We start from the raw sequence: 26174 nt of genomic DNA, 5'->3' as shown, positions 1-26174 counted from the left end.
CGGGGGTGCCGTGCGGGAGCCGTGCCGCCCTGGCGGCGGCACCGCGGCATGTGATCATGGGGAAGGCAGTACGGGCCGGACAGCGAGCAACGACGCAGCAAGGAGTACCGCGCATGTCGAAACCACCGCTTCCCGAGACGGCCGTCGCGATGCTGGAGAAGGCCAATCCTGCTGTCATCACGACGCTGCGGCCGGACGGCCAGCCGGTGTCCACCGCCACCTGGTACCTGTGGGAGGACGGCCGGGTGCTGGTCAACATGGACGAGGGCCGCAAACGGCTGGAGCACGTGCGCCGTGACCCCCGGGTCACGCTCACGGTGCTCGCCGAGGGCGACTGGTACACGCACGTCAGCCTCATCGGCCGCGTCGTCGAACTCCGCGACGACGAGGAGCTGGCCGACATCGACCGGCTGGCCCGGCACTACCTGGGGAAGCCGTACCCGCGGCGGGACCGCCGCCGGGTCAGCGCCCTGATCGAGATCGACCGCTGGCACGGCTGGGGATCGCTGAAGGACAGCGACCAGCCCGGCTGACGTCCGGCCCGCCGCCGCGAGGAGGCCGGATCGGGGAGGGGGGCGCCGCGGCGCCCCCTCCCCGATCCGGCACGGAGGCGCTCAGCGCCGTCTTCGTACGATCAGGCGCTGGAGCACGATGAAGGCGAGCAGCAGCACACCGATGACGATCCTGGTCCACCAGGAGCTGAGGGTGCCCTCGAAGGAGATCAGGGTCTGCACGGTGCCGAGCACCAGCACCCCCGCCACCGAGCCCGCCACATAGCCGACCCCGCCGGTCAGCAGGGTTCCGCCGATCACCACGGCGGCGATGACGTCCAGCTCCATGCCGACCGCGTGCAGGCCGTAGCCGGAGAGCATGTAGAGGCCGAACAGCAGCCCGCCCAGTGCCGAGCAGAACCCGCTGACCGCGTACACCCCGACCTTGGTGCGGCCGGTGGCCAGGCCCATCAGCCGTGCCGAGGACTCGCTGCCGCCCAGTGCGTAGACGGTGCGGCCGAAGCGGGTCAGGTGCAGCACGTACGCCCCGGCCGCCACGGTGGCCAGGGCGATCAGCACGCTGTAGGTCAGGGTGATGCCGCCGGGCAGTCCGATGGTCCCGGTCGCGACGGAGCGGAAGACCGGGTCCTTGATGGACACCGACTCGACACTGATGAGGAAGCACAGCCCGCGGGCCAGGAACATGCCCGCGAGCGTGACGATGAAGGGCTGGACGTCGAAGTGGTGGATGACCAGGCCCATCAGCAGGCCGAGGGTGCCGCCCGCGGCGAGCACGGTGAGCACGGCCAGCCACAGCGGCCAGCCCGCGTTCAGCGTGGCGGCCGCGATCATGGTGGACAGCGCGGCCACCGCCCCCACGGACAGGTCGATGCCTCCGGTGAGGATGACGAAGGTCATCCCGACCGCGAGCACGATGAGGAAGGCGTTGTCCACGAACAGGTTGGTGACGACCTGCCCCGAGGCGAACCCCTCGTAGCGGACCGAGCCGGCGCCGAAGGTGACCATGAAGACCACGAACGTCGCGACCACCGGCAGGAAACGCCGGGGAAGGCGCCCGGGCACCAGGCGCCGGGGGAGACGTGTGGGAGCGGAGACGCTCATCGGGCACCCACCTTCTGGGGTCGGACGGCGGAGGCCGAGGGCTTGCGCCGGGCCCGCACGAGCCCCGCCGTGCGCGGCGACTGGAGCAGGCACACGGCGATCACCACGAGCGCCTTGAACACCAGGGTGACGTTGGGCGGGACGCCGATGGTGTAGACGGTGGTGGTCAGGGTCTGGATGACCAGGGCGCCGACCAGGGTCCCGGTCAGCGAGTACCGGCCGCCCGCCAGCGAGGTGCCGCCGATGACCACGGCGAGGATGGCGTCCATCTCGATCCACAGTCCGGCGTTGTTGGCGTCGGCGGCGCTGACGTTGGAGCTGATCATCAGGCCCGCCACTCCCGCGCACAGGGCGGCGAAGACGTACACCGTCCAGATGATCGTGCGCGAGCGGATCCCCGCCAGCCTGCCGGCCTCCGGATTGACCCCGACCGCCTCGATCAGCATGCCCAGGGCGGTCCGTCGGGTCAGCAGCGCGACGCCGACCAGGACGGCCAGGCTGATCAGGATCGCCACCGGCAGTATCAGGAAACCCGCGCCGATCTGGCGGTACAGCGAGTTCTTGACGGTGATGATCTGCCCCTCGGTGAGCAGCATCGCCAGACCGCGTCCCGCGGTCATCAGCACCAGTGTCGCGATGATCGGCTGGATGCCCAGGACGGAGACCAGGAATCCGTTCCACAGCCCGAGCAGTACGCACACGCCCAGGGCCAGCAGCACGGCCGTGACCGCGTCGCCGGTTCCGGCGATCCAGGTGCAGGCGATCGCGCCCGCGATCGCGGCGACCGCTCCCACCGACAGGTCGATGCCGCGGGTGGCGATCACGAGGGTCATGCCGACGGCGATGAGGAGCGTCGGCGCCCCGTTGCGGAGGATGTCGACGGTGCTGCCGAACAGGTGCCCGTCCTGCATCCTGAGTTCCAGGAACGAGGGCGTGACCACCACGTTGAGCACGATCAGGGCGGCCAGGGCGGCCAGCGGCCAGAGCAGGCGTCCCGGTCTCACGAGGCCACCGCCGGGGTGTGCCCGTCCTGCGCGGCGATGGCGGACATGACCTTGTCCACGGAGATGTCGTGGCCGGACAGTTCGGCCACCTTGTGCCGGTCGCGCAGCACGACGACCCGGTCGGACACGCGTACCACCTCCTCCAGTTCGGCGGAGACGAACAGCACCGCCATGCCTTCGGCGGCCAGGTCGGCCACCATCTGCTGGATCTGCGCCTTGGCCCCGACGTCGATGCCCCGGGTGGGCTCGTCGAGGATGAGCAGGCGGGGCCGGGTCACCAGCCACCGCGCGAGCAGCACCTTCTGCTGGTTGCCGCCCGAGAGGGTGCCGATGACGGCACCGGGGTCGGCGGGACGGATGTCGAGCCTGGCGATGTACTCGTCCACCAGCGACTCGGCGGTGCGGCGCGGGATCGGGCGCGCCCACCCCCGCGCGGCCTGCAGGGCCAGCAGCAGGTTGTCGCGCACGCTCAGGTCCGCGATGAGGCCCTCGGCCTTGCGGTCCTCGGAGGAGAACGCGACACCGCCGGCGATCATCGACCGCGGGCCGCGGGGGCGGACGGGTCTTCCTCCGACGGTGAGGGTGCCGGTGTCCGGGCGGTCCGCGCCGAACAGCAGCCGGGCCAGTTCGGTGCGGCCCGATCCGAGGAGCCCGGCCAGGCCCACCACCTCGCCCGCGTGGATCTCCAGGTCGAACGGCTCGATCGCGCCGGCCCGGCCGAGGCCGCGGGCCGTCAGCACCGGGGCGGAGTCCGGGACCCGGTGCTCGGAGCGGCGCCGTACCTCCTCAAGGGTGCCGACCGCGCGGCCGAGCATCGCCGACACCAGTTCGAGCCGGTCCAGCTCGGTGGGCAGGTACTCACCGACCAGGGTGCCGTTGCGCAGCACCGTCATCCGGTCGGCGATCTCGTAGACCTGGTCGATGAAGTGGGAGACGAACAGGATCGCCACCCCCTCCGCGCGCAGCACCCGGATGATCCGGAACAGCTCGGCGACCTCACCGGCGTCCAGGCTGGAGGTCGGCTCGTCCAGGACCAGCACCCGCGCGTCCACGGCCAGCGCCCGGGCGATCGCCACGAGCTGCTGGACCGCGATGGGATGACTGCCCAGGGTGGAGGCGGGGTCGACGGCCAGACCGATGCGGTCCAGCAGCTGCGCCGCACGGGCCCTGGTGGCCCTGCCGTCGATGCCGCCGAAGCGGCGCGGCTCACGGCCGAGCAGGATGTTCTCCGCCACCGACAGGTTGGGGCAGAGGTTGACCTCCTGGTAGACGGTGCTGATCCCGGCCTCCTGCGCCTGGGCGGGGCCGGGGAAGGCGACCGGTTCGCCGTCCAGGCGGATCACGCCCGCGCTCGGGCGGTACACACCGGTGAGTGCCTTGATCAGGGTGGACTTGCCCGCCCCGTTCTCGCCCATCAGGGCGTGCACCTCACCGGGGAACAGCCGGAAGTCGACCTCCGAGAGCGCCTTGACGCCGGGGAACTCGACGCTGATGCCGCGCATGTCGACCACCGGAGCGCCGTCGCACGCTGAGGAATCGGTCATGACCAGTGCTTTCGTCGTGGTGGACGCGGTCCCCGCCGCCGCTCGCCCGGACCGGGCGAGGTCGCGGCGGCGGGGACCGCCGCTCGTGTCAGTACTTGCGGTCCGGGAGGGCGGCCCGGGCCTGCTCGGGGGTGAACGTGGTCTCCTCGGTGACCACGCGCTCGGGGACCTCCTCGCCCGCCACGACCTTCTCGGCCAGGTCCATCAGCTGCTCGCCGAGCAGCGGGTTGCACTCGACGATGAAGTTGATCTCGCCGTCGGCCAGGGCCTGCATGCCGTCCTTGACCGCGTCCACGGTGATGATCCTGATGTCCTCGCCCGGCTTCTTGCCCGCCGCCTTGATGGCCTCGATGGCGCCCAGGCCCATGTCGTCGTTGTGGGCGTAGACCACGTCGATGTCGGAGTTGGACTTGAGGAACGCCTCCATGACCTGCTTGCCGCCGGCGCGGGTGAAGTCACCGCTCTGGGTGGCCGTGATCTTGATGTCGGGACGCTTGCCGATGACCTCCTCGAAGCCCTTCTTGCGGTCGATGGCGGGCGCGGCGCCGGTGGTGCCCTGCAGTTCCACCACGTTGACCGGGCCCTCGGAGTTGTCCACCAGCCACTGGCCCGCCTTGCGGCCCTCCTCGACGAAGTCGGAGCCGAGGAAGGTCTCGTACAGCGAGCCGTCGTCGGAGTCGATGGCGCGGTCGGTGAGGATCACCGGGATCTTGGCGCGCTGGGCCTCCAGCAGGACCGCGTCCCAGCCGGTCTCCACGACCGGGCTGAAGGCGATGACGTCGACCTTCTGCTGGATGAAGGAGCGGATCGCCTTGATCTGGTTCTCCTGCTTCTGCTGTGCGTCGGAGAACTGCAGTTCGACTCCGGCGGCCTTGGCCGCTTCCTGGATGGACTTGGTGTTGGCCGTCCGCCAACCGCTCTCCGCGCCGACCTGTGCGAAGCCCATGGTGATCTTGCCGTCGTCCTGCCCGCCAGAGGCGGAACCCGTCCCGCCCCCGCCGCAGGCGGTCAGTGTGGCCAGCAGGAGCACGCCGGCGGCCGTGGCGATCTTCTTCAGCACTGCTCATTCCTCCGTGGGACCGCGCTCGCCCGCTCTGGGGAGCCTGCGTGACCGTCGTCACGTAGCGGTAAGAGTGAGCGCTAACATTAAGAGCGTCAACCCTTCTGACACCAGGATTTCGCACTTCTGATGCGCCTATGGAATGGGCTATGTTAGCGCTAATCCAAGCCGGTGCCGCCTGTTTGCGCAGGTCCCCCGCGGCGCGGCCGGGGCGGCGGGGCCGCGCCGGTTCCCCGCCATGGCTGATCACCCGGGTGGTTATCGTTGACAAGCGGCAGGGCAGACGGGAACACCGGAACCGAGGGAGTACGGGTGGAAGGCACCTCAGCGGGCGGCCGGACGGCACGCAGTCCGGCCATGACCGACGTCGCCCGGCTCGCGGGCGTCTCCCACCAGACGGTCTCCCGCGTGCTCAACGGACACCCCAACGTCCGGGAGCAGACCCGGCTGCGGGTGCGCGCCGCCATCGAGGAGCTGGGCTACCGGCCAAACCGTGCCGCCCGCGCCCTGGTGACCGGGCAGACCCAGCTGATCGGGGTGGTGGCGCAGAACTCCACCCTGTTCGGCCCGGCCTCACTGCTGGCCGCCTTCGAACTGGCCGCCGCGGCGGCGGGCTTCACGGTGAGCGTGCGGCGGGTCCGGGAGCTGGACCAGCCGTCGATCGCCGCCGCCGTGGAGCACCACCGCGACCAGCGGGTCGCCGGCATGGTGGTCATCGCGCCCACGGTCTCGGCCAACGAGGCACTGGCCGAGGTGCCCGCGGACGTTCCCCTGGTCACCGTGGACGGCGACGTCGGCCGGGGCGCAGCGCTGGTCACCGTGGACCAGGAGGCGGGCGCCTCCGCCGCCACCCGGCACCTGCTGGACGCGGGACACCAGACCGTCTGGCACGTCTCCGGCCCGCCCGACTGGCTCGACGCCGCGGGCCGGGTGCGCGGGTGGCAGCGGGCGCTGGAGGACGCGGGCGCGGAGGTACCGCCGGTCACCACGGTCGACTGGAGCGCGGCGGCCGGATACCGCGCGGGCCTGATGCTGGCCCGTATCCCGGACGTGACCGCGGTGTTCGCCGCGAACGACCACCTGGCGCTGGGCATCCTGCGCGCGATGAGCGAGCGGGGCCGGTCCGTTCCCGGGGAGGTGAGCGTCGTCGGCTTCGACGACGTGCCCGAGTCGGCCTACTTCATCCCGCCGCTGACGACCGTGCGGCCCGACTTCGACGCGGTGGCCACCGAGACCCTGTCCCTGCTCCTGAACCGGATCTCCTCCGGGGAGACGGGCCCCGCCCAGCGCATCATCACCCCCACGCTCGTCGAGCGGCAGAGCGTGGCGGCCCCGCCCCGCTGACCCCGCTTCCCGGCCCCGGGGCGCCCGCGAGGACACCCCGGGGCCGGCCTGCCCGCGTGCACGGGGGCGTGTACCTCCAGCGGGCATGCCCCCGGTCTCCCTTCCGTCGGCCATGGCGGTTCCGGGCACCCGGAACCCGGCCCCGTCGGGCCGGACCCGGGTGCGCGGCGGAGCCGGGCGAGCCCCGCCCCTACTCGGCGTAGTAGGTGGCGTCGGCGCGGTCGAGCGCGGTGCCCGGAGCCTGGACGTACAGCAGGTGGTCGAAGTGCCGGAGGTAGTGTCCGGGGCGGTTGAGGGACTCGAAGGAGACGCCGGACGCGGAGTCGGCCAGGCCCGCCCTGCGGTGGAAGGAGGCGTCCTCCGCGAAGGCGGCCGAGCCGTCGTTCCTCTCCAGCCACACCTCGGAGTCCTTGTGGCGCAGGTAGTGGCCGGGATGGTTCGCCGATTCGAGGGAGACGGTGCCGTCACCGGCGAGGCCGGTGGCGACGCGGAACTGGGAGTCGGCGAGGTCGGTGACGTTCGGATCGGTCCTGGCCCGGAACTCCGAGTGCCGGATGTAGCGGTCGGGGAAGTTGTAGGACGAGAAGCGGACCGGGGTGGCGCCGTCCGCCACGGGGATGCCGAAGTTGGGGGTGCCGTCGGCGTTCCAGTACAGCTTCTGGTAGCGGGTGCGGCGGTTGGGGTCGTCGAGCGGATCGCCGTTGATGTCCCGGTAGTCGCGGGAGTGGTAGACCAGGATGTCCGACCTGCCGTCCTCGGACGTGGTGAAGGAGTTGTGGCCGGGGCCGTACTGGCTGGTCGCGGCGTTGCTGGTGAGGACCGGGGCCGGGTGCTTCCGCCAGGAGGCCGGTCTCGTCAGGTCGGCGGTGGCGTCGGCGGTCAGCAGCCCGAGGCAGTAGTTGCTGTCGGTGGCGCTGGCCGAGAAGGTCATGAAGACCTTGCCGCCCCTCCGGATGACGGCCGGCGCCTCGTTGACGCGGTGTCCGACGGTCTCCCAGGCGTGGGTGGGCGTGGAGATCCGCGCGGGGGTGCCGCTGATGGTCCAGGGATTGGACATCCTGGCGAGGTAGATGCTGGTTCCGCTGCCGACGGCCGGGTCGTTCTGCGCCCAGCTGAGGTAGCGGGTGCCGTTGTGCACGAAGGTCGTCGCGTCCAGCGAGAAGGTGTCCAGCGGCAGCCGGATGCGGCCCTTCTCGGTCCAGGTGCCGGTGAGGGGGTTGGCGGCACTGCTCTCCAGGACGTAGGGGCGGATCTTCCACACGTCGTCGGTGGTGCCGGCGGAGAAGTAGACGTACCACTTCCCGTCGATGAAGTGGATCTCCGGCGCCCAGATGTGCGCACCCATCTCGCCGGTGGCGTGCCTGGTCCAGATCGTGGTCTCCGGCGCCGTGGAGAGACCCTGGAGGGTGGTGGCCCTGCGCAGCACGATGCGGTCGTACGCGGGTACGGTCGCGGTGAAGTAGTAGTAGCCGTCGGTGTGCCGGAAGACATGGGGATCGGCGCGCTGGAGCGCTATCGGGTTGGTGAAGCTCACGGCGGGGGAGGCGGGGACCGCCGCCTGAGCGGGGACGGCGGCGACGAGCACGGCCAGTGCGGCGATCACCGTTAACGGGCCGCGGCTGGTGAGGCGTCTCATGGTGTTCTCCTGTGGGGGGCGGCTGCGGGTTGTCGGCGGGTGCCGTGTTCCTTCGTCCGGTGGGGCGGGGCAGCCGCGGGACGCCCGGCGGGGGTGGCGTGCGCGCCGTCACCGCCGCCGGGCGTCCCGGTCACACGCGACCGGGATTGCCGTAGTAGGCGCCCGGGCCGTGCTTGCGCGTGAAGTGGCGGTCCAGCAGGTGCTGCGGGGGCACGACCGTGCCCAGGGCGAGGGTGTGGAGGGCCATCTCGGCCACCGCCTCGCAGACGACGGCGTGTTCGAGGGACTTGGCGGCGTCGGCACCCCAGGTGAACGGGCCGTGGTGCGCCACCAGGGCACCGGGCACCTCCACCGCCCGGGTGTCGTCGCCGTCCAGCAGGTCGACGATGACCTGACCGGTGTTGTACTCGTAGTCCTCGGCGCACTGCTCCGCGGTGAGGGCCGCCGTGACCGGGACCGGACCGTTGAAGGTGTCGGCGTGGGTGGTGCCGAGGACCGGTATGGAGCGGCAGGCCTGGGCGAAGGCGACGGCGTGGGTGGAGTGCGTGTGGGTGATCCCGCCGATGGAGGGGAACGCCCGGTAGAGGCTGCGGTGCGTCTCCGTGTCGGTGGACGGGCGCAGGTCGCCCTCCACGACACGCCCGTCCTCCAGGGCGACGACGACCAGGTGCTCCTCACCGAGCACCTCGTAGGACACGCCGGAGGGCTTGATGACGAACACCCCGGCGTCCCGGTCCACGCCGCTGACGTTTCCCCAGGTCAGGGTGGCCAGGCCGGCCTCGGGTATCCGGAGGTTGGCTCTCAGCACCTCGTTGCGCAGCTCGTCGGAGACAGTCTTACCCATGGGTGACTCCGTCCTGGGGGAGAGGGGAACCGGGGCCGGTCACGCGCGCCTCCGGACCGCGCGGAGGGCCGGGCGTCCGGCGGCGATGCCGGTCACAGGGGCTGCGCCAGACGGTGGTAGGCCTGGTTCCAGCGCAGCTCCCGGGTGAACCGGCGGATGGTGGTGTCGCCGTCGATGACGGCGAGTTCGGTGCTCAGCATCTCCGCGAGGTCCTCGATCTCCTCCTCGCCCAGTGCCGTGGTCAGGACGGTGTGGTGCGGTGCTCCGGCGGTCAGCCAGGCCTCGGTGGAGGTGCGCAGGTTCGGGTGGGGACGCCAGACCGCGCGGGCCACCGGCAGCCGGGGCAGCGGCTCGGGCGGGGCGACGACGTCGATGCGGTTGGCGACGAGGCGGAAGCGGTCTCCCATGTCGGCCAGGCCGACGACGACGGCCGGTCCGGGGGCGGCGTCGAAGACGAGACGGACGGGGTCCTCGCGCCCGCCGATGCTGAGCGGATGGATCTCGCACGAGGGGACCGCGGACGCGATGGAGGGACAGACCTCCAGCATGTGGGCCCCCAGGACGAGTTCCCGGCCCTCGGCGAGGTCGTAGGTGTAGTCCTCCATGAAGGAGGCGCCGCCGGGCAGGCCCTGCCCCATCGCCTTGAACGTGCGCAGCAGGACGGAGGTCTTCCAGTCGCCTTCGCCGCCGAAGCCGTAACCGTCCGCCATGAGGCGCTGGACGGCGAGGCCGGGCAGTTGCCGCAGACCGCCGAGATCCTCGAAGTTGGTGGTGAAGGCGTGGAAACCGCCCTCGGTGAGGAAGGCGCGCAGTCCGGCCTCGATCCGTGCGGCGTACCGCAGGGAGTCGTGGTGCTCACCGCCCGGCCGCAGCTCGGGCGCGAGGCGGTAGAGCTCCAGGTACTCCTTGACCAGCGCGGTGACCGTGTCCTCCGCGGCGGAGTCGACCGCCGCGACGAGGTCGTTGACGCCGTAGGTGTTGACCGAGACGCCGAACCGCAGCTGGGCCTCGACCTTGTCCCCCTCGGTGACGGCCACGTCGCGCATGTTGTCGCCGAACCGCGCGAGTCTCAGGCCGGCCAGCTCGGCGCGGCCGGTGGCCGCCCGCGCCCAGGCGGCGACGCGGTGGACGACGTCCGGGGAGGAGACGTGGCCGGCGACGGTCTTGCGGGGGACCCCGAGCCGCGTCTGGACGAAACCGAACTCGCGGTCGCCGTGGGCGGCCTGGTTCAGGTTCATGAAGTCCATGTCGATGGTGGCCCAGGGCAGCTCGCGGTTGGCCTGGGTGTGCAGGTGCAGCAGCGGTTTCTGCAGCGCGTCCAGGCCGGAGATCCACATCTTGGCCGGGGAGAAGGTGTGCATCCACGCGATCAGGCCGATGCAGCGGTCGTCGGCGTTGGCGTCGAGGCAGACCCTGCGGATGGCGGCGGCGTCGGTGAGCACGGGCTTCCACACGAGGCGCACCGGCATCTGCGGCTGCGCCCCGAGGGTGTCGCAGATGCTCCGCGACTGCTCGGCGACCTGGGTCAGGGTCTCGTCGCCGTAGAGAGCCTGGCTGCCGGTGAGGAACCAGATCTCGTGGTCGGGCTGGGCGATGGCCATGGCGGACGTGCTCCTCGGACGGGACGGGTGGGGCGGAAGTGGGGGAACGCCGGCGGGGCCGGTCGGGGCCGGTTCAGCGGGCGGAGGCCGTGCGTGCGGCGTTCCGGATGCGGCGCAGGCGGTGCAGCATGAGGTCGGCGCCGGTGCCGAAACGGTCGTGCAGCAGGCGGTACTCGGCGAAGAGCGCGTCGTAGGCGTCGGCCCGGCCGGGGTCGGGCACGTACGCGTGGCGCCGGACACTGCCCATGGCGGCGGCCGCGGACCGTATGTCGGGGTGGGCGCCCGCGGCGACGGCGGCGTGGATGGCGGAGCCGAGCGCCGGCCCCTGCTCGGACGTGGCCAGGGAGACGGGACGGCGGAGCACGTCCGCGTAGATCTGCATGAGCAGGGGGTTCTTCTTCAGGCCGCCGGCCACGATGAACTCCTCGACCGGGACGCCGCCGTTCTCGAACGCCTCGACGATCACACGTGTGCCGTAGGCGGTGGATTCCAGCAGGGCGCGGTAGACGTCCTCGGGACGGGTGTCGAGGGTGAGACCGACGATGACGCCGGACAGGTGGTGGTCGACCAGCGTGGAGCGGTTGCCGTTCATCCAGTCCAGGGCGACCAGGCCGTGTGCGCCGACGGGCTGCGCGGCGCTCTTGCGGGTCAGCAGCCGGTGCAGGTCCTCGCCCGAGGCCGCGGCCTCGGCACGGTAGTCGTCGGGGACGCCCTGCCGCAGCCACCAGGCGAAGATGTCGCCGACCCCGCTCTGGCCGGCCTCGTATCCGTAGGCGCCCTCGACGATGCCGCCGTCGACGACGCCGCAGATGCCCGGGACCTCGCAGAGGGCGGGGCCGTTGAGGACGTGGCAGGTCGAGGTGCCCATGATGGCCAGCAGCCGGCCGTTCTCGACGGCGTCCGCGGCGGGGGCGGTGACATGGGCGTCCACGTTGCCGGCGGCGACGGCCGTGCCCTCGCGCAGCCCGGTCCAGGCCGCTGCCCGCGGGCTCAGTCCGCCGACCCGGGAGCCCAGCGGGGACAGCGGGTGCTCCAGGCGGGTGGCGGCGAAGTCGGCGAAGCCGGGGTGCAGCCGGGCCAGGAAGTCGGCGGAGGGGTAGGCGCCGTCCTGGTGGATTCCCTTGTAGCCGGCGGTGCAGGTGTTGCGCGACTCGCTGCCGGTCAGCTGCCACACGATCCAGTCGGCGGCCTCGATCCAGCGGGAGCAGGCGGCGTAGAGCTCGGGATCCTCCTCCAGGACCTGCAGGGCCTTCGCGTACTGCCACTCGGACGAGATCCTGCCGCCGTACCGGGTGATCCACTTCTCGCCGCGGGCGTGGGCAAGGGCGTTGATGCGGTCGGCCTGGTCCTGGGCCGCGTGGTGCTTCCACAGTTTGGGCCAGGCGTGCGGGCGGGCCGCCCACTCGGCCGTCTCGGCCAGCGGGGTGCCGTCGGAGGTGGTCGGGAGCACGGTGCAGGCGGTGAAGTCCGTGGCGATGCCGATGACCAGGGCGGGGTCGATCCCGGCCTCGGCGACCGCCGCGGGGACGGCGGTGCGCAGCACCTCACGCCAGTCCGCGGGATGCTGCAGGGCCCAGTCGGGCGGCAGCGGATCACCGGTGGCGGGAAGGCGTTCCTCGATGACGGCGTGGCGGTACTCGTGGACCGCCGACCCGAGTTCGGCGCCGTCGCGGACCCGGACGACCACGGCGCGGCCGGAGAGGGTGCCGAAGTCGACTCCGACCGTGCAGGCCTCGGGGTGCCGGTGATCGGGGGTGCCGTCAGGGGCAGGTGTGGTGGTCACAGTATGGGTCTCTCGTCAGGAGCAGCGGGGCGGTCAGGGAGAGGCAGCTGACCGGTCCAACAGATTGTTAGCGATAACAAGACGGTTGGACAAGAGGTGCGTGTGGTTTTGCCGGAAACCCCCGGGGGCCGGTCCGGGCGGACGGCCGGTGCCGTGACCGGGCCGGAGGACGCTCCCTGCCGTCGGACGCCGCCCGCGGGATGATCCTTCACGGAGGCCGGAGGCGTCTGCGGCCGGACCCGCGGACGCGCCGTCTTCCCCGCCGCGCTGTTCACAGATGTGTGTCGGTGAGGGAAAACGTGTACAACCTCTTGCTGCGACCGCAAGTTAGCGCTAACAATCTTCTCGGCAGGCTGACCGCTTCCAGGTCGGCCGTGCGGACACGGTTCCCCACCGGCGCAACCCCGCTCGCGCAGGGTCTCGAACCGTACAGAGCCGCTTCCCCACGGACGAGACAGCAGGGAAAGACTATGAAGAACCGCCGAGCCGTATCCGCCGCCCTGGCCGTCACCGCCAGTTGCGCCATGCTCCTCCTCACCGCCTGCGGACAGAGCAGCGAGGGGGGAAGCAAGGAGGCGAAGGACAAGGAGGACCTCACCATCGGCATCGCCATGCCGACCAAGTCCTCCGAGCGCTGGATCGCCGACGGCCGGAACATGACCAAGGTCCTGGAGAAGGCCGGTTACCGGACCACCCTGCAGTACGGCGAGGACGACCCCGACCAGCAGGTGTCCCAGATCGAGAACATGATCACTCAGGGGGTCGACGCGCTGGTCGTGGCCGCCATCAACGGCGAGGCGCTCTCCAACGTCCTCCAGCAGGCCGCGGACGCCGACATCCCGGTGATCTCCTACGACCGGCTCATCCTGGGCTCCCCCCATGTGGACTACTACGCCTCCTTCGACAACGAGAAGGTCGGCGAGCTCCAGGCCACGTACATCGTCGAGAAGCTCGGTCTGAAGGACGGCTCGGAGAAGGGGCCCTTCAACATCGAGCTGTTCGCCGGCTCCAACGACGACAACAACACCAAGTACTTCTTCAACGGGGCGATGAAGGTCCTCAAGCCCTACCTCGACGAGGGGCAGCTCGTCGTCCGGTCGAAGCAGACCGCCCTCAACCAGGTCACGACCCTGCGCTGGGACGGCGGAACGGCGCAGAAGCGCATGGACGACCTGCTGACCTCCACCTACTCCAGGGCCCGGGTGGACGCCGTCCTGTCGCCCTACGACGGCATCTCCATCGGCATCCTGTCGGCCCTCAAGTCGGACGACTACGGGAGCGCCGCCAAGCCCCTGCCGATCGTCACGGGCCAGGACGCGGAGGTCGCGTCCGTGAAGTCGATCATCGCCGGGGAGCAGACGCAGACGGTCTACAAGGACACGCGCGCACTGGCCAAGGTCGCCGCGGACATGGTCACCGCCGTCCTCAACGACGAGAAGCCCGAGATCAACGACGACAAGACGTACGACAACGGCGAGAAGACCGTCCCCGCCTACCTGCTCGACCCGGTCAGCGTGGACAAGTCGAACTACCAGGAGGTCCTGGTCGACTCCGGCTACATCGACGCCGGGGAGCTCAAGTGACCCCCACCCCGGGGGCCCGCCGCGAGGCGGGCCCCACGGCCGGTCCCGTCCTTGAGATGCGCTCCATCGTGAAGACCTTCCCCGGGGTCAGGGCGCTGTCCGACGTGACGCTCTCCGTGCGGCGCGGTGAGGTCCACGCGCTGTGCGGCGAGAACGGCGCGGGCAAGTCGACCCTGATGAAGGTCCTCTCCGGCGTGCACCCGCACGGGACGTACGAGGGGGAGATCCTCTTCGAGGGCGAGCCGTGCCGCTTCAGGGACATCCGCGCCAGCGAGCAGCGCGGCATCGTCATCATCCACCAGGAACTCGCGCTCGTTCCCCAGCTGTCCATCGCCGAGAACATCTTCCTCGGCAACGAGCCGTCCCGGCGCGGTGTCATCGACTGGCGCGAAGCGCTGCGCAGGGCCGCCGCACTGCTCGGGCGGGTGGGCCTCGACGAGCACCCGGAGACCAGGGTCGCCGACCTGGGGGTGGGCAAGCAGCAGCTCGTGGAGATCGCGAAGGCCCTGGCGAAGGACGTCAGACTGCTCATCCTCGACGAGCCCACCGCGGCGCTCAACGACGAGGACAGCGCGAAACTGATCCGGCTGATCCAGGAGCTGAGGCACCAGGGCATCACCTCGATCATCATCTCGCACAAGCTGAACGAGATCGCCCAGGTGGCCGACTCCGTCACCATCCTGCGCGACGGGCGTTCCATCGAGACGCTGGACGTCAGGGCGCCGGAGACCACCGAGGAACGCATCATCCGCGGAATGGTCGGGCGCGACCTGGACAGCCGCTTCCCCGACCGCACTCCGTACGCGGGCCCCGCCGGGGACCGGCCCGCGCTGGAGATCCGCGACTGGACCGTGCACCACCCCGTCGACCAGCACCGCAAGGTCGTGGACGGAGTGTCGCTCACCGTCCGCCGCGGAGAGATCGTCGGCATCGCGGGGCTGATGGGCGCCGGCCGCACCGAACTGGCGATGAGCGTCTTCGGCCGCTCCTACGGCCGGTACGCACGGGGCACCGTGTACAAGGACGGGCGGGAGATCCGGAACCGCACCGTGCCCGAGGCGGTCGCCAACGGAATCGCCTACGTCACCGAGGACCGCAAGCACTACGGCCTGAACCTCGGCGACTCCATCAGCCGGAACATCTCGCTCACCTCCCTGGGCAGGCTCGCCCGGCGCGGAGTGGTCGACGAGCACGAGGAACGGCGGGTGGCCGAACGGTACCGCCGGACCATGAACATCAAGGCCCCCCACGTCTTCGAGAAGGTCGGCCGCCTGTCCGGCGGCAACCAGCAGAAGGTCGTCCTCAGCAAGTGGATCCTGGCCGGTCCGGACGTGCTCATCCTGGACGAACCCACCCGCGGCATCGACATCGGCGCGAAGTTCGAGATCTACACCGTGATCGACCGGCTCGCAGCCGAGGGCAAGGCCATCCTCTTCATCTCCTCCGAACTGCCCGAACTGCTCGGCATGTGCGACCGCATCTACACCATGGCCGCCGGCCGGCTCACCGGGGAGGTGGGGCGCGCGGAGGCCACCCAGGAAGTGCTGATGCGGCACATGACGCAGGACACCCACGCACCGACTGCCGCTGCCACCGGCGCGCCCAGCAAAGGACACCAGGCATGACCACCGACCTGACCACCGGCCCGGCCGCCCCGGCACCCACGGGCGGCACCCAGGGCCCCCGCACCGGATCGCCGGTGGTACGCGCCCTGCTGGAGGGCGCCCGGCGCAACATGCGCCAGTACGGAATGCTGTTCGCCCTCGGGCTGATCGTCGTCCTGTTCCAGGTCTGGACGGGCGGTGACCTGCTGCTGCCGCGCAACGTCTCCAACCTGGTGCTGCAGAACAGCTACATCCTCATCCTGGCCATCGGCATGATGATCGTCATCATCGCCGGGCACATCGATCTGTCGGTGGGCTCCCTGACGGCCCTGGTGGGCGCCGTGGCGGCGGTGCTCATGGTGCAGCACCAGGTGCCCTGGCCCGTCGCGGTGGGCATCACCCTCCTGCTGGGAGCCGCCGCCGGCGCCCTCCAGGGGTTCTTCATCGCCTATGTCGGCATCCCGTCGTTCATCGTGACGCTCGCCGGGATGCTGCTGTTCCGCGGCCTGACGGAGATCTTCCTGAAGGGGCAGACCCTGGGCCCGTTCCCGGAGGAGCTGCAGAAGATCGCCAACGGCTTCCTGCCCGAGGCCGGCCCCTCGACCAACTACCACAACCTGACCCTGCTCCTCGGGCTGGCGCTGATCGCCTTCGTGGTGTGGCAGGAGCTGCGCGACCGGCGCCGCCAGCGGGAGTTCGCCCTGGAGACACTCCCGGCCGGCCTGTTCGCCCTGAAGCTGACGGCGCTGATCGCCGCCGTGCTGACGACGACACTCCTGCTGGCCAGCTACAAGGGCGCCCCCGTGGTCCTGATCATCCTGGCCGTCCTGCTGGTCGGGTTCAGCTACGTCATGCGCAACGCGGTGGTGGGGCGCCATGTGTACGCCATCGGCGGGAACCTGCCGGCGGCGAAGCTGTCGGGGGTCAAGGACAAGAAGATCACGTTCGCGGTGTTCCTGAACATGGGGATACTCGCGGCGCTCGCCGGCCTGGTCTTCGCGGCCCGCTTCAACGCGGCCTCCCCCAAGGCGGGCATCAACTTCGAGCTGGAGGCCATCGCGGCCGCCTTCATCGGCGGCGCCTCGATGAGCGGCGGCGTCGGCACCGTCCTGGGCGCCATCATCGGCGGCCTGGTCCTCGGAGTGCTCAACAACGGCATGAACCTCGTCGGGGTCGGCACCGACTGGCAGCAGGTGATCAAGGGCCTGGTGCTGCTCGCCGCGGTCGGCTTCGACGTGTGGAACAAGCGGAAGGTCGGCACCTGAGCGGTGCCCCGGCGACCGCGCCGCCGTCCCCGCGGCGGCGCGGTACCCGCCCGTACGCGGCGGCCCGTCCCCCCGGCCGCCGCCCCAGGAAGGAACACACGATGCCAGCCAGCGGAACACCGCGCACACCGTTACGCCCGCGGTGGTGGCGCGCCCGCCTCGCCGCCGCCCTGACCGCCGTCCTGATCGGGGTGAGCGGCATCGCCGTACCGCGGACGGCCTCGGCGGCGGTGGTGGACCCCGGCGCTTCCTACGTGCTGGTCAACCGGCACAGCGGCAAGGCGCTGGACGTGTACGACCTGGCCACCGCCGACGGGGCGCGGATCACCCAGTGGTCCCGCAACGACGGGGCCTGGCAGCAGTGGCAGTTCGTCGACTCCGGCGGCGGCTGGTACCGGCTCAGGTCCCGGCACTCGGGCAAGGTCCTCGACATCGAGGGCGGCTCCACCGCGGACCGGGCGGGACTGGTCCAGCAGACCGACCAGAACCGGGCCAGCCAGCAGTTCCGCCTGGCCGACTCCGACGGCGGCCATGTGCGCCTGATCAACCGCAACAGCGGCAAGGCGCTCGACGTCCTCGACTTCTCCACCGCCGACGGGGCCCAGATCATCCAGTGGCCGGACACCGGCGGCGCCAACCAGCAGTGGCAGCTGGTCAGGCTGGGCCCCGGTGCCGCCGGCACGTTCACCAACCCGATCAAGCGCAACGGCCCGGACCCGTGGCTGCAGTACCACGACGGCCACTACTACCTGGCCACGACCACCTGGAACTCCACGATCACCATGCGGCGCTCGGCCACCCTCGCCGGCCTCTCCACCGCGCCCGACACCGTGGTGTTCGACCTGTCCGGCCGGCCGAACGGCTGCTGCAACATGTGGGCCCCGGAGTTCCACCTCCTCGACGGCCCCAACGGCCCGCGCTGGTACCTGTACTACACCGCCGGGCAGAACGTCTCCGACTACAACCCCACCCAGCGGCTGCACGTGCTGGAGAGCGAGGGTACGAACCCGATGGGCCCGTACCACTTCAAGGCGGACCTGGGGAACACCTGGGAGCTCGACCCCAGCATCCTGAAGGTGAGCGGCAGACTGTACCTCCTGGGCAGCGCCATGGACGGCACGCAGAGCCTGTCCGTCACCCCGCTGAGCAACCCCTGGACCCCCAGCGGCCCGCGCCGGACGATCAGCTCGCCGACCCTGCCCTGGGAACGGCAGACCGCTGCGGTGAACGAGGGAGCGGAGCCCCTCTACCACAACGGCCGGACCATGCTCGTCTACTCGGCCAGCGCCTGCTGGGGCCCGGACTACAAGCTGGGCCTGCTCACCCTCACCGGCACCGACCCGCTCAACCGGGACCACTGGACCAAGTCACCGGACCCGGTGTTCCAGCGCAGTGACGCCAACGGCGTCTTCGCGCCGGGGCACAACGGGTTCTTCAAGTCCCCCGACGGCACCGAGGACTGGATCGTCTACCACGCCAACGACTCGGCGAGCGGCGGCTGCGACATGAACCGGTCCACCCGCGCCCAGAAGTTCACCTGGAACGCCGACGGCACACCCGACTTCGGCACCCCGGTCAGGACGGGCGTCCCGCTCACCGCGCCGTCCGGCGAGTAAAGAGCCCCCGCCGCCCTCATCTCCCCACCACTGCCCCGCCCGTTCCTCCTCCACCACCTCGCCGGAGGAGGAACGGGCGGGGTGAGAGAGGCCGACCGGTCATGCTGCAACGACGCACGCTGCTGTCCTGGGGACTGTCCTCGCTGGCGCCGGCCGGCGCCGAGGTCGCCAAAACGGCCACCACGGCCCACGCGGCCCCCGCCCACACGGCATACGTGATGGGGTACTTCACCGAGTCCCCGGCGAAGACCGCCGACAACTACGGGCTCCACCTGGCGGTCAGCGCGGACGGACTGAACTGGACACCCCTGAACCAGAACGACCCCGTGGCGACCCCCACCGCCGGCACCGGGGGCCTGCGCGACCCGTTCATCATGCGCCGGCAGGACGGCACCTTCATCGTTCTGGCCACCGATCTGACGGGAACCGACTTCACCCTGCCCAACCAGTACATCCACGCCTGGGACTCCGCCGATCTGCGCTCCTTCACCGGATACCGGCGGCTGCGGATGCACTCCATGCCGACGCACACCTGGGCACCCGAGGCGTTCTGGGACGCCTCCCGCGGGCAGTACGGCATCCTCTACTCGGCGCGCAGCGGCGGCCGCGACGCCCTGTACGTGAACTACACCACCGACTTCCGCGACGTCGGCGCGCCCCAGGTCTTCTTCGACCCCGGCTTCGACGTGCTGGACGGAACGGTGCACACCGCCGGCGGGACGAACTACCTGTACTACAAGAGTTTCGCCGACGGCCGGCTCCACGGCGCGCGGTCCACCACCCTGAACCCCCGCAGCTTCGACCGGAACACCTACACGGCCGGGGTCGCCGAGGGAGGCATCGAGGCGCCGATCGTGGTGCGGGCCAACGACCGCGACGAGTGGTACCTGTGGGGCGACTCCTTCTCACCCGTCAACGGTGAGCTTTACGTCTGGCGCAGCCGCGATCTGGGCTCCGACGCCTGGACCCCCCTGACCAAGGACCGGTACGCCCAGCCCCTGAACGCCAAACACCCCACCATCGCCCCCATCACGGGCACCGAGCACGCGAACCTGCTCGCCCGGTGGGGCGCCCCGGCGTGGCACCGGATCACGTCCTACAACTATCCGGACCACCTGATCCGGCACGCGAACAACGCCGCACGGATCGACCCCTATCCGTTCGACCCCTACCAGGACGCCCAGTGGCGGCTCGTCCCCGGCCTCGCGGACCCGGCGGGGTTCTCCTTCCGGTCCGTCAACTTCCCCGACCGCTACCTGCGGCACGCGGACTACGCCCTGGTGCTGAACGGGAACGACGGCTCCGCCGCGTTCGCCGCCGACGCCACCTTCCACCGCGTCCCCGGCCTCGCCGACGGCGGCTGGACCTCGTTCCGGTCCCACAACCTCCCCGACCACCACATCCGGCACACGGGCTTCCGACTGCGCATCGCCCCGGTCGGCAGCGGATCACCGGCCGCGGACCGGCAGGACGCCACCTTCCGGATCGGCTACTAGGCCCCGCCCTGCCCGTTCCCGCGAAAGACCACCCCTTCACACCGGAGTAAGGAGACCACGGCGGTGAACGGCAACACCGGAACGACCGAAGCGGCCGGAAGGTCGGCACCGGCGGCGCCCGCGGGCCGGCCTGAGCCGCGTCCCGCGCCGCGATCCCGGCGACGCCGGACCAGCCGGACCATGGGAGCGCTGCTGGCGGTGTGCGCGCTGGCCGCGACGTCCGTCATCGGCACGGCCGGGCAGCGGCCGGCGGCGGCCGGTACCGTCACCGCCGCGGCGTACCCGGGCCCCGGCCACGTCACCGGGGACACCGGAGTGCACGACCCGACCTTCGTCAAGCGGCCCGACGGCGGCTACCTGGTCGCGCACACCGGCGACGGCATCGCCCTGAAGACCTCCACCGACCGCACCGCCTTCCGCAACGCCGGGTCGGCCTTCCCCGGCGGAGCGCCCTGGACCACCGCCTACACCGGCGGCAGCCGCAACCTGTGGGCACCGGACCTCTCGTACCACAACGGCCGCTACCACCTGTACTACTCGGCCTCGACCTTCGGCTCCAACCGTTCGGCGATCTTCCTGGCGACCAGCGCCAGCGGCAACGCCGGCACCTGGACCGACCACGGCCTGGTGATCGAGTCCCGGGAGACGGACGACTTCAACGCCATCGACCCCGACCTCGTCGTGGACGACCAGGGCCGCTGGTGGCTGTCGTTCGGCTCCTTCTGGTCGGGCATCAAGATGATCCGGCTCGACCCGTCCACCGGGAAGCGGAGCGGCACCGCCCTCCACTCCCTCGCCGGGCGCGGCGGCGGCGCGATCGAGGCCCCCACCATCGTCAGGCGCGGCGCCCACTACTACCTGTACGTCTCGTTCGACCTGTGCTGCCGGGGCGCGTCCAGCACCTACCGGATCATGGCCGGCCGCTCCACCGACGTCACCGGCCCGTACCGCGACCGCGACGGTGTGGCGATGACCTCCGGCGGCGGCACCGAGGTGCTGGCCGGCCACGGCGGCGTCCACGGCCCCGGCCACCAGGACGTGTTCACCGACACCGACAGCGACATCCTCGGCTACCACTACTACGCCGACAACGGCGCGGCGCTGCTGGGCCTCAACCTGCTGGCCTACGACTCGGCCGGCTGGCCCTACGTCCACTGAGCCCCGTGCCCTCCGACGAGCCCGCCGCCCGGCAGCGGCACCGGTGTCACCGGTACGGACGGCGACCGGGCCACCGGCGACCGGAGGCGGGGCGGCCCGACGGTCACACGCGGACCGCGCGATGTGGCCCTGACCATCGAAAAGGAGCATTCCATGACCAGGACAGAAGGCTTACCGGGGTCCGCGCCGCGGACCCCGGCGCCCGGAGGGCCGCACCGCCGGCTCCGGCGGCGCCGTCGGCAGAGCACGACGGTCGCGTTCGTCGTGGCCTCCCTCCTGGCGGGCCTGACGGCCGTCCTCGGCGCCTCGCCCGCCTCGGCCGCGCCCGACACCGGTACCTGGTACGTGCTGGTGAACCGCGGCAGCGGGAAGGCGCTGGACGTGTACAACCTGTCCACCGCGGACGGCGGGGACGTCGTCCAGTGGACCCGTAACGACCAGGCCCAGCAGCAGTGGCGGTTCGTCGACTCGGGCGGCGGACACTACCGCCTGGTGTCCCGGCACTCGGGCAAGGTCCTGGACGTCCACAACCAGTCCACCTCCGACGGCGGCGACATCGTCCAGTGGGCCGACTCGGGCGGCGCCAACCAGCAGTTCCGGATCGAGGAACTGTCCGGCGGATACATCCAGCTGATCAACCGCCACAGCGGCAAGGCGGTGGAGGTGCAGGGCGCGTCCACCGCGGACGGCGCCGACGTCGTCCAGTACCGCGACTGGAACGGCGCCAACCAGCAGTGGCGGCTCGTCCCCGTGGGCGGTGACGACTCGCCCGACTCGTCGCTGCCGTCGTCGTTCCAGTGGAGCTCCAGCGGTGTGCTGGCGGGTCCGAAGACCGACGGGAGCCACCCCGACGTGGCCGCGATCAAGGACTACACCGTGGTCCGGCACAACGGTGAGTGGCAGGTGTACTTCACGACCGCCGTGCCGGGCACCGGCTGGAACCTGGGGCACTTCTCCTTCCCCGACTGGGACCGGGCGGCGGGGGCGGACCACACGTTCCTGGACACCGAGTCCGCGGTCGGGTCCGGCTATCGCGCCGCTCCCCATCTGTTCTACTTCGAGCCGCAGGGCCTGTGGTACCTGGTCTACCAGACCGGGCTGCCGTCGTACTCGGTCAGCAGCGACCCCAGCGACCCCACGTCCTGGTCCGAGCCGCGCAACTTCATGTCCGCCGAGCCGGCGATCGTGACGCGGAACAAGGGCGACGGGCACTGGCTCGACTTCTGGGTGATCTGCGACGCGGCCGACTGCCACCTGTTCTCCAGTGACGACAACGGCCACATCTACCGCGCCCAGACCTCGGTGCAGGACTTCCCGAACGGATTCGGCAACACGGTCATCGCGATGGAGGACTCCGACCCCAACCGCCTGTTCGAGGGCACCGCGGTCTACAGGGTCGGGGACACCGGCGAGTACCTGCTGCTCCAGGAGGCCATCGGCTCCGACGGCCGCCGCTGGTACCGGTCCTTCACCTCCGGCCGCATCGAGGGCCCGTGGAACCCGCTGGCCGACACCGAGTCCAACCCGTTCGCCCGGTCCAACAACGTGACCTTCCCGGCGGGAACTCCGGCGTGGACACGGGACTTCAGCCACGGTGAACTGATCAGGGCGGACAACGACCAGACACTCACCATCGATCCGTGCCGTCTGCAGTTCCTCTACCAGGGACTCGACCCGAACGCCGGCGGCGACTACATCGCACTGCCCTGGCGCATGGGCCTGCTCACCCAGACCGACTCCGCCTGCTGATCCCGTCCGGCGTCCCCGCCTCTCGCGGGGGCCGGCCACACCGAGGGCAGGGGTTGCCCGCCGGGCCGAAGGGGCGCCGTGTCCGCGCCCCTTCGGCCCGGTCACGGCCGGCCGGCGCCGGTCACGGTGTCAGGCGCAGGACGGGCACAGCCCGCGATAGGTGATCTCGGCCTCCGAGACCGTGAAGCCGAATCGTTCCTCCGCCGGGAGGTCGGCCAGCGGGTCGCCGGTCGGGTGGACGTCGCGGATGGTGCCGCAGCCGGAGCACACCAGGTGCTGGTGCGGACGGTGCGCGTTGGGGTCGTAGCGCTTGGCGCGGCCGTCGGTGGAGACCTCCGTGACCTCACCGAGGGAGACCAGTTCGCCCAGGGTGTTGTAGACGGTGGCCCGGGAGATCTCGGGCAGCCGCCGCGCCGCGCGGGCGTGCACCTCGTCGGCGGTGAGGTGCACGTGGTCGCCGTCGAGGACCTCCGCAACGACACGCCGCTGGGAGGTCATCCGCCAGCCGCGTCCTCGCAGTCGCTCCAGCAGGTCGCTCATATCGGTTCACCTATTCGGGTTCGGCGGGATGTCCGAAGTTTACAGGGGACGTCCGGTTTTCGACTGGATATGTGCTTGGCATGTTTCTTGACTTGGACTCTGTCCATCGTAGGATCGACTCCGGCGACAGCCAAGGGACAGGAAAACTCCAGCACGGCAGGAGACAGACATGACGGGACCACCGCCCGGGAGCTGCGCGGTGCCGGCCCGCGGATGACGGCCGCCCGTGTCACACCACCCGGGACCACCCGGGAGGGTGACCACCCCGGCACCGGGGCGACCGTCACCGGGACGGCCGGGGAGGACGCCGGCGGCAGCCGCCACCGCACCGTCCGCCGGCGCCCGGCGGACCCGGGCCCCCGGCCGGCGAAGCCCGGGCCACCCCTGGAGTCCACACCTCACTGTCCCACCACCCGCAGCTCCCGAGCACCGCGATCTGCCCAGTCCGGAAGGATTCCCAGTTGTCCGAGAACCATGACGCAATCGTCACAGACCCCAAGACGGAGGGCGAGACCGGCGGCTGCCCGGTCGCGCACGGCCGTGCCCCGCACCCGACCCAGGGCGGCGGAAACCACCAGTGGTGGCCCGAGCGGCTCAACCTGAAGATCCTCGCCAAGAACCCGGCGGTGGCCAACCCCCTCGGCGAGGACTTCGACTACGCCGAGGAGTTCAAGTCCCTCGACCTCGCGGCCGTGAAGCGGGACATCGCGGAGGTGCTGACGACCTCGCAGGACTGGTGGCCGGCCGACTACGGCCACTACGGCCCGCTCATGATCCGGATGGCGTGGCACAGCGCGGGCACCTACCGGATCAGCGACGGCCGCGGTGGCGCCGGGGCCGGCCAGCAGCGCTTCGCCCCCCTCAACAGCTGGCCGGACAACGGGAACCTCGACAAGGCCCGCCGCCTGCTGTGGCCGGTCAAGAAGAAGTACGGCCGGCGGATCTCGTGGGCCGACCTCATGATCCTCACCGGCAACGTCGCCCTGGAGACGATGGGCTTCAAGACCTTCGGCTTCGCCGGCGGCCGTGAGGACGTCTGGGAGCCCGACGAGGACGTCTACTGGGGCCCCGAGACCACCTGGCTCGGCGACGAGCGCTACAGCGGCGACCGGGATCTGGAGGAACCCCTGGCCGCGGTCCAGATGGGCCTCATCTACGTCAACCCGGAGGGCCCGAACGGCAATCCGGACCCGGTCGCCTCGGCCCGCGACATCCGCGAGACGTTCCGCCGGATGGCGATGAACGACGAGGAGACCGTCGCCCTCATCGCGGGCGGCCACACCTTCGGCAAGACCCACGGCGCGGGCCCGGCGGAGAGCGTCGGCCCCGACCCCGAGGCCGCCCCGATCGAGCAGCAGGGCCTGGGCTGGAAGAACACCCACGGCGCCGGCAAGGGCGGCGACACGATCACCAGCGGTCTGGAGGGTGCCTGGACGGCCACCCCGACCCGGTGGGACAACACCTTCTTCGAGACCCTGTTCGGTTACGAGTGGGAGCTGACCAAGAGCCCCGCCGGGGCGAACCAGTGGCGGCCGAAGGACGGCGCCGGCGACGGCACCGTCCCGGACGCCCACGACCCGGCCAGGAGCCACGCGCCGATGATGACCACGGCCGACCTCGCGCTCCGCTTCGACCCGGTCTACGAGCAGATCTCGCGGCGCTTCCTGGAGAACCCCGACGAGTTCGCCGACGCCTTCGCCAAGGCGTGGTTCAAGCTGACGCACCGTGACATGGGGCCGGTCGCCCGCTACCTCGGCCCGGAGGTCCCGGCCGAGACGCTGCTGTGGCAGGACCCCCTGCCCGAGCGGACGTACGAGCTCATCGACGCCCAGGACATCGCCTCCCTCAAGGCCGACATCCTCGCCTCGGGCCTGTCCGTGTCCGACCTCGTGTCCACCGCCTGGGCGTCGGCCTCCTCCTTCCGCGGCAGCGACAAGCGCGGCGGCGCCAACGGCGCGCGCATCCGCCTGGAGCCGCAGAACGGCTGGGAGGTCAACGACCCCGACCGGCTGGCGACGGTGCTGCGCACCCTGGAGGGCGTCCAGAAGTCCTTCAACACCGCCCAGACCGGCGGCAAGCGGGTCTCCCTCGCCGACCTGATCGTGCTCGGCGGATGCGCCGCCGTCGAGCGGGCCGCCAAGGACGCCGGCTTCGACGTCGAGGTCCCCTTCACCCCGGGCCGGGTGGACGCCTCGCAGGAGCAGACCGACGTGGAGTCGTTCGCCGCGCTCGAGCCGACCGCCGACGGGTTCCGCAACTACCTCGGCAAGGGCAACCGGCTGCCGGCCGAGTACCTGCTGCTCGACAAGGCGAACCTGCTCAACCTGAGCGCCCCCGAGATGACGGTCCTCGTCGGTGGTCTCCGCGTCCTGGGGGCCAACCACCGGCAGTCGCCGGCCGGCGTCCTCACCTCGGCCCCCGGGAAGCTGACCAACGACTTCTTCGTCAACCTGCTCGACCTGGGCACGGAGTGGAAGCCGGTGTCCGGTGACGCGACCGTGTTCGAGGGCCGCGACGCCGCCACGGGCGAGGTCAGGTGGACCGGCACCCGCGCCGACCTCGTCTTCGGGGCGAACTCCGAACTGCGCGCGGTCGCGGAGGTCTACGCGAGCGATGACGCCAGGGAGAAGTTCGTGACGGACTTCGTCGCGGCGTGGGACAAGGTGATGAACCTCGACCGGTTCGACCTGGCCTGACGCCTGACGTCCGGGCCGGCCCGCGCGGGCCGGCCCGG

19 protein-coding genes are annotated in these 26174 nt (G+C 71.0%); 10 read left to right on the top strand and 9 right to left on the bottom strand.

What is annotated here, in order from left to right; genetic code table 11:
• Nucleotides 1-113: 113 nt before the first annotated feature.
• Entirely contained in the window at nucleotides 114-533 is a 420-nt protein-coding gene (locus tag V1L54_RS11820; RefSeq protein ID WP_330117895.1) for a PPOX class F420-dependent oxidoreductase, read from the top strand.
• Between the two features lie 81 nt (nucleotides 534-614).
• Here the strand turns inward: V1L54_RS11820 and yjfF are convergent, their stop codons facing one another.
• The 4 genes from yjfF to V1L54_RS11800 form a co-directional block, all read right to left on the bottom strand.
• On the bottom strand, nucleotides 615-1613 hold the full coding sequence (yjfF, locus tag V1L54_RS11815; protein ID WP_330117894.1) for a galactofuranose ABC transporter, permease protein YjfF: 999 nt from the start codon (nucleotides 1611-1613) through the stop codon (nucleotides 615-617).
• Nucleotides 1610-2617 (bottom strand): ABC transporter permease, encoded by a 1008-nt coding sequence (locus V1L54_RS11810; protein ID WP_330117893.1) that lies wholly within the window; start codon nucleotides 2615-2617, stop codon nucleotides 1610-1612. Before V1L54_RS11810 ends, yjfF begins: the two co-directional genes overlap by 4 nt.
• Nucleotides 2614-4161, bottom strand: a complete 1548-nt coding sequence (locus tag V1L54_RS11805; RefSeq protein WP_330117892.1) for a sugar ABC transporter ATP-binding protein — start codon at nucleotides 4159-4161, stop codon at nucleotides 2614-2616. Before V1L54_RS11805 ends, V1L54_RS11810 begins: the two co-directional genes overlap by 4 nt.
• Nucleotides 4162-4249: 88 nt before the next feature.
• Entirely contained in the window at nucleotides 4250-5218 is a 969-nt protein-coding gene (locus V1L54_RS11800; RefSeq protein ID WP_443076603.1) for an ABC transporter substrate-binding protein, read from the bottom strand.
• A gap of 360 nt (nucleotides 5219-5578) precedes the next feature.
• Here V1L54_RS11800 and V1L54_RS11795 point away from each other — a divergent pair, with 360 nt between their 5' ends.
• Entirely contained in the window at nucleotides 5579-6565 is a 987-nt protein-coding gene (locus tag V1L54_RS11795) for a LacI family DNA-binding transcriptional regulator (protein WP_330117891.1), read from the top strand.
• A 190-nt stretch (nucleotides 6566-6755) separates the two neighbouring features.
• Here V1L54_RS11795 and V1L54_RS11790 read toward each other — a convergent pair whose 3' ends face one another.
• The 4 genes from V1L54_RS11790 to araB all read right to left on the bottom strand — a co-directional run bounded on the left by V1L54_RS11790 (nucleotide 6756) and on the right by araB (nucleotide 12429).
• Nucleotides 6756-8201 carry a family 43 glycosylhydrolase gene (locus tag V1L54_RS11790; RefSeq protein WP_330117890.1) on the bottom strand — a complete coding sequence of 482 codons (1446 nt, stop codon included), beginning with the start codon at nucleotides 8199-8201 and terminating at the stop codon, nucleotides 6756-6758.
• A 130-nt stretch (nucleotides 8202-8331) separates the two neighbouring features.
• Nucleotides 8332-9045, bottom strand: a complete 714-nt coding sequence (gene araD, locus V1L54_RS11785; protein WP_330117889.1) for an L-ribulose-5-phosphate 4-epimerase AraD — start codon at nucleotides 9043-9045, stop codon at nucleotides 8332-8334.
• A gap of 92 nt (nucleotides 9046-9137) precedes the next feature.
• A complete protein-coding gene (gene araA / locus V1L54_RS11780) occupies nucleotides 9138-10646 on the bottom strand; it encodes an L-arabinose isomerase (RefSeq protein WP_330117888.1) in 1509 nt (502 codons plus the stop codon).
• A gap of 73 nt (nucleotides 10647-10719) precedes the next feature.
• Nucleotides 10720-12429, bottom strand: coding sequence for a ribulokinase (araB, locus tag V1L54_RS11775; protein WP_330117887.1), 1710 nt, complete (start codon nucleotides 12427-12429; stop codon nucleotides 10720-10722).
• Nucleotides 12430-12899: 470 nt separating this feature from the next.
• Between araB and chvE the strand changes: the two genes are divergently transcribed.
• The 7 genes from chvE (at nucleotide 12900) to V1L54_RS11740 (ending at nucleotide 22900) form a co-directional block, all read left to right on the top strand.
• The gene (gene chvE / locus V1L54_RS11770; protein ID WP_330117886.1) at nucleotides 12900-14012 is read left to right on the top strand and encodes a multiple monosaccharide ABC transporter substrate-binding protein; all 1113 of its coding nucleotides are present in this window, start codon (nucleotides 12900-12902) and stop codon (nucleotides 14010-14012) included.
• Between the two features lie 56 nt (nucleotides 14013-14068).
• A complete protein-coding gene (gene mmsA / locus V1L54_RS11765; RefSeq protein WP_330117980.1) occupies nucleotides 14069-15637 on the top strand; it encodes a multiple monosaccharide ABC transporter ATP-binding protein in 1569 nt (522 codons plus the stop codon).
• Nucleotides 15634-16881: a multiple monosaccharide ABC transporter permease gene (mmsB, locus tag V1L54_RS11760; protein ID WP_330117885.1), complete on the top strand. Its 1248-nt coding sequence runs from the start codon at nucleotides 15634-15636 to the stop codon at nucleotides 16879-16881. Before mmsA ends, mmsB begins: the two co-directional genes overlap by 4 nt.
• Before the next feature lie 101 nt (nucleotides 16882-16982).
• Nucleotides 16983-18497, top strand: coding sequence for a family 43 glycosylhydrolase (locus V1L54_RS11755; RefSeq protein WP_330117884.1), 1515 nt, complete (start codon nucleotides 16983-16985; stop codon nucleotides 18495-18497).
• A gap of 101 nt (nucleotides 18498-18598) precedes the next feature.
• Nucleotides 18599-19993 (top strand): glycoside hydrolase family 43 protein, encoded by a 1395-nt coding sequence (locus V1L54_RS11750; RefSeq protein ID WP_330117883.1) that lies wholly within the window; start codon nucleotides 18599-18601, stop codon nucleotides 19991-19993.
• A gap of 180 nt (nucleotides 19994-20173) precedes the next feature.
• Nucleotides 20174-21151, top strand: coding sequence for an arabinan endo-1,5-alpha-L-arabinosidase (locus tag V1L54_RS11745; RefSeq protein WP_330117882.1), 978 nt, complete (start codon nucleotides 20174-20176; stop codon nucleotides 21149-21151).
• 153 nt (nucleotides 21152-21304) lie between these two features.
• Nucleotides 21305-22900 (top strand): non-reducing end alpha-L-arabinofuranosidase family hydrolase, encoded by a 1596-nt coding sequence (locus V1L54_RS11740; RefSeq protein WP_330117881.1) that lies wholly within the window; start codon nucleotides 21305-21307, stop codon nucleotides 22898-22900.
• Between the two features lie 129 nt (nucleotides 22901-23029).
• Here the strand turns inward: V1L54_RS11740 and V1L54_RS11735 are convergent, their stop codons facing one another.
• A complete protein-coding gene (locus V1L54_RS11735; protein ID WP_330117880.1) occupies nucleotides 23030-23440 on the bottom strand; it encodes a Fur family transcriptional regulator in 411 nt (136 codons plus the stop codon).
• Between the two features lie 461 nt (nucleotides 23441-23901).
• Here V1L54_RS11735 and katG point away from each other — a divergent pair, with 461 nt between their 5' ends.
• Nucleotides 23902-26136, top strand: coding sequence for a catalase/peroxidase HPI (gene katG / locus V1L54_RS11730; RefSeq protein ID WP_330117879.1), 2235 nt, complete (start codon nucleotides 23902-23904; stop codon nucleotides 26134-26136).
• The last annotated feature ends 38 nt before the right edge of the window (nucleotides 26137-26174 follow it).

It is taken from the genome of Streptomyces rubellus, from assembly GCF_036323805.1.
Classification (GTDB): Bacteria; Actinomycetota; Actinomycetes; order Streptomycetales; family Streptomycetaceae; genus Streptomyces.
This window is presented reverse-complemented; position numbering and strand designations above follow the sequence as displayed.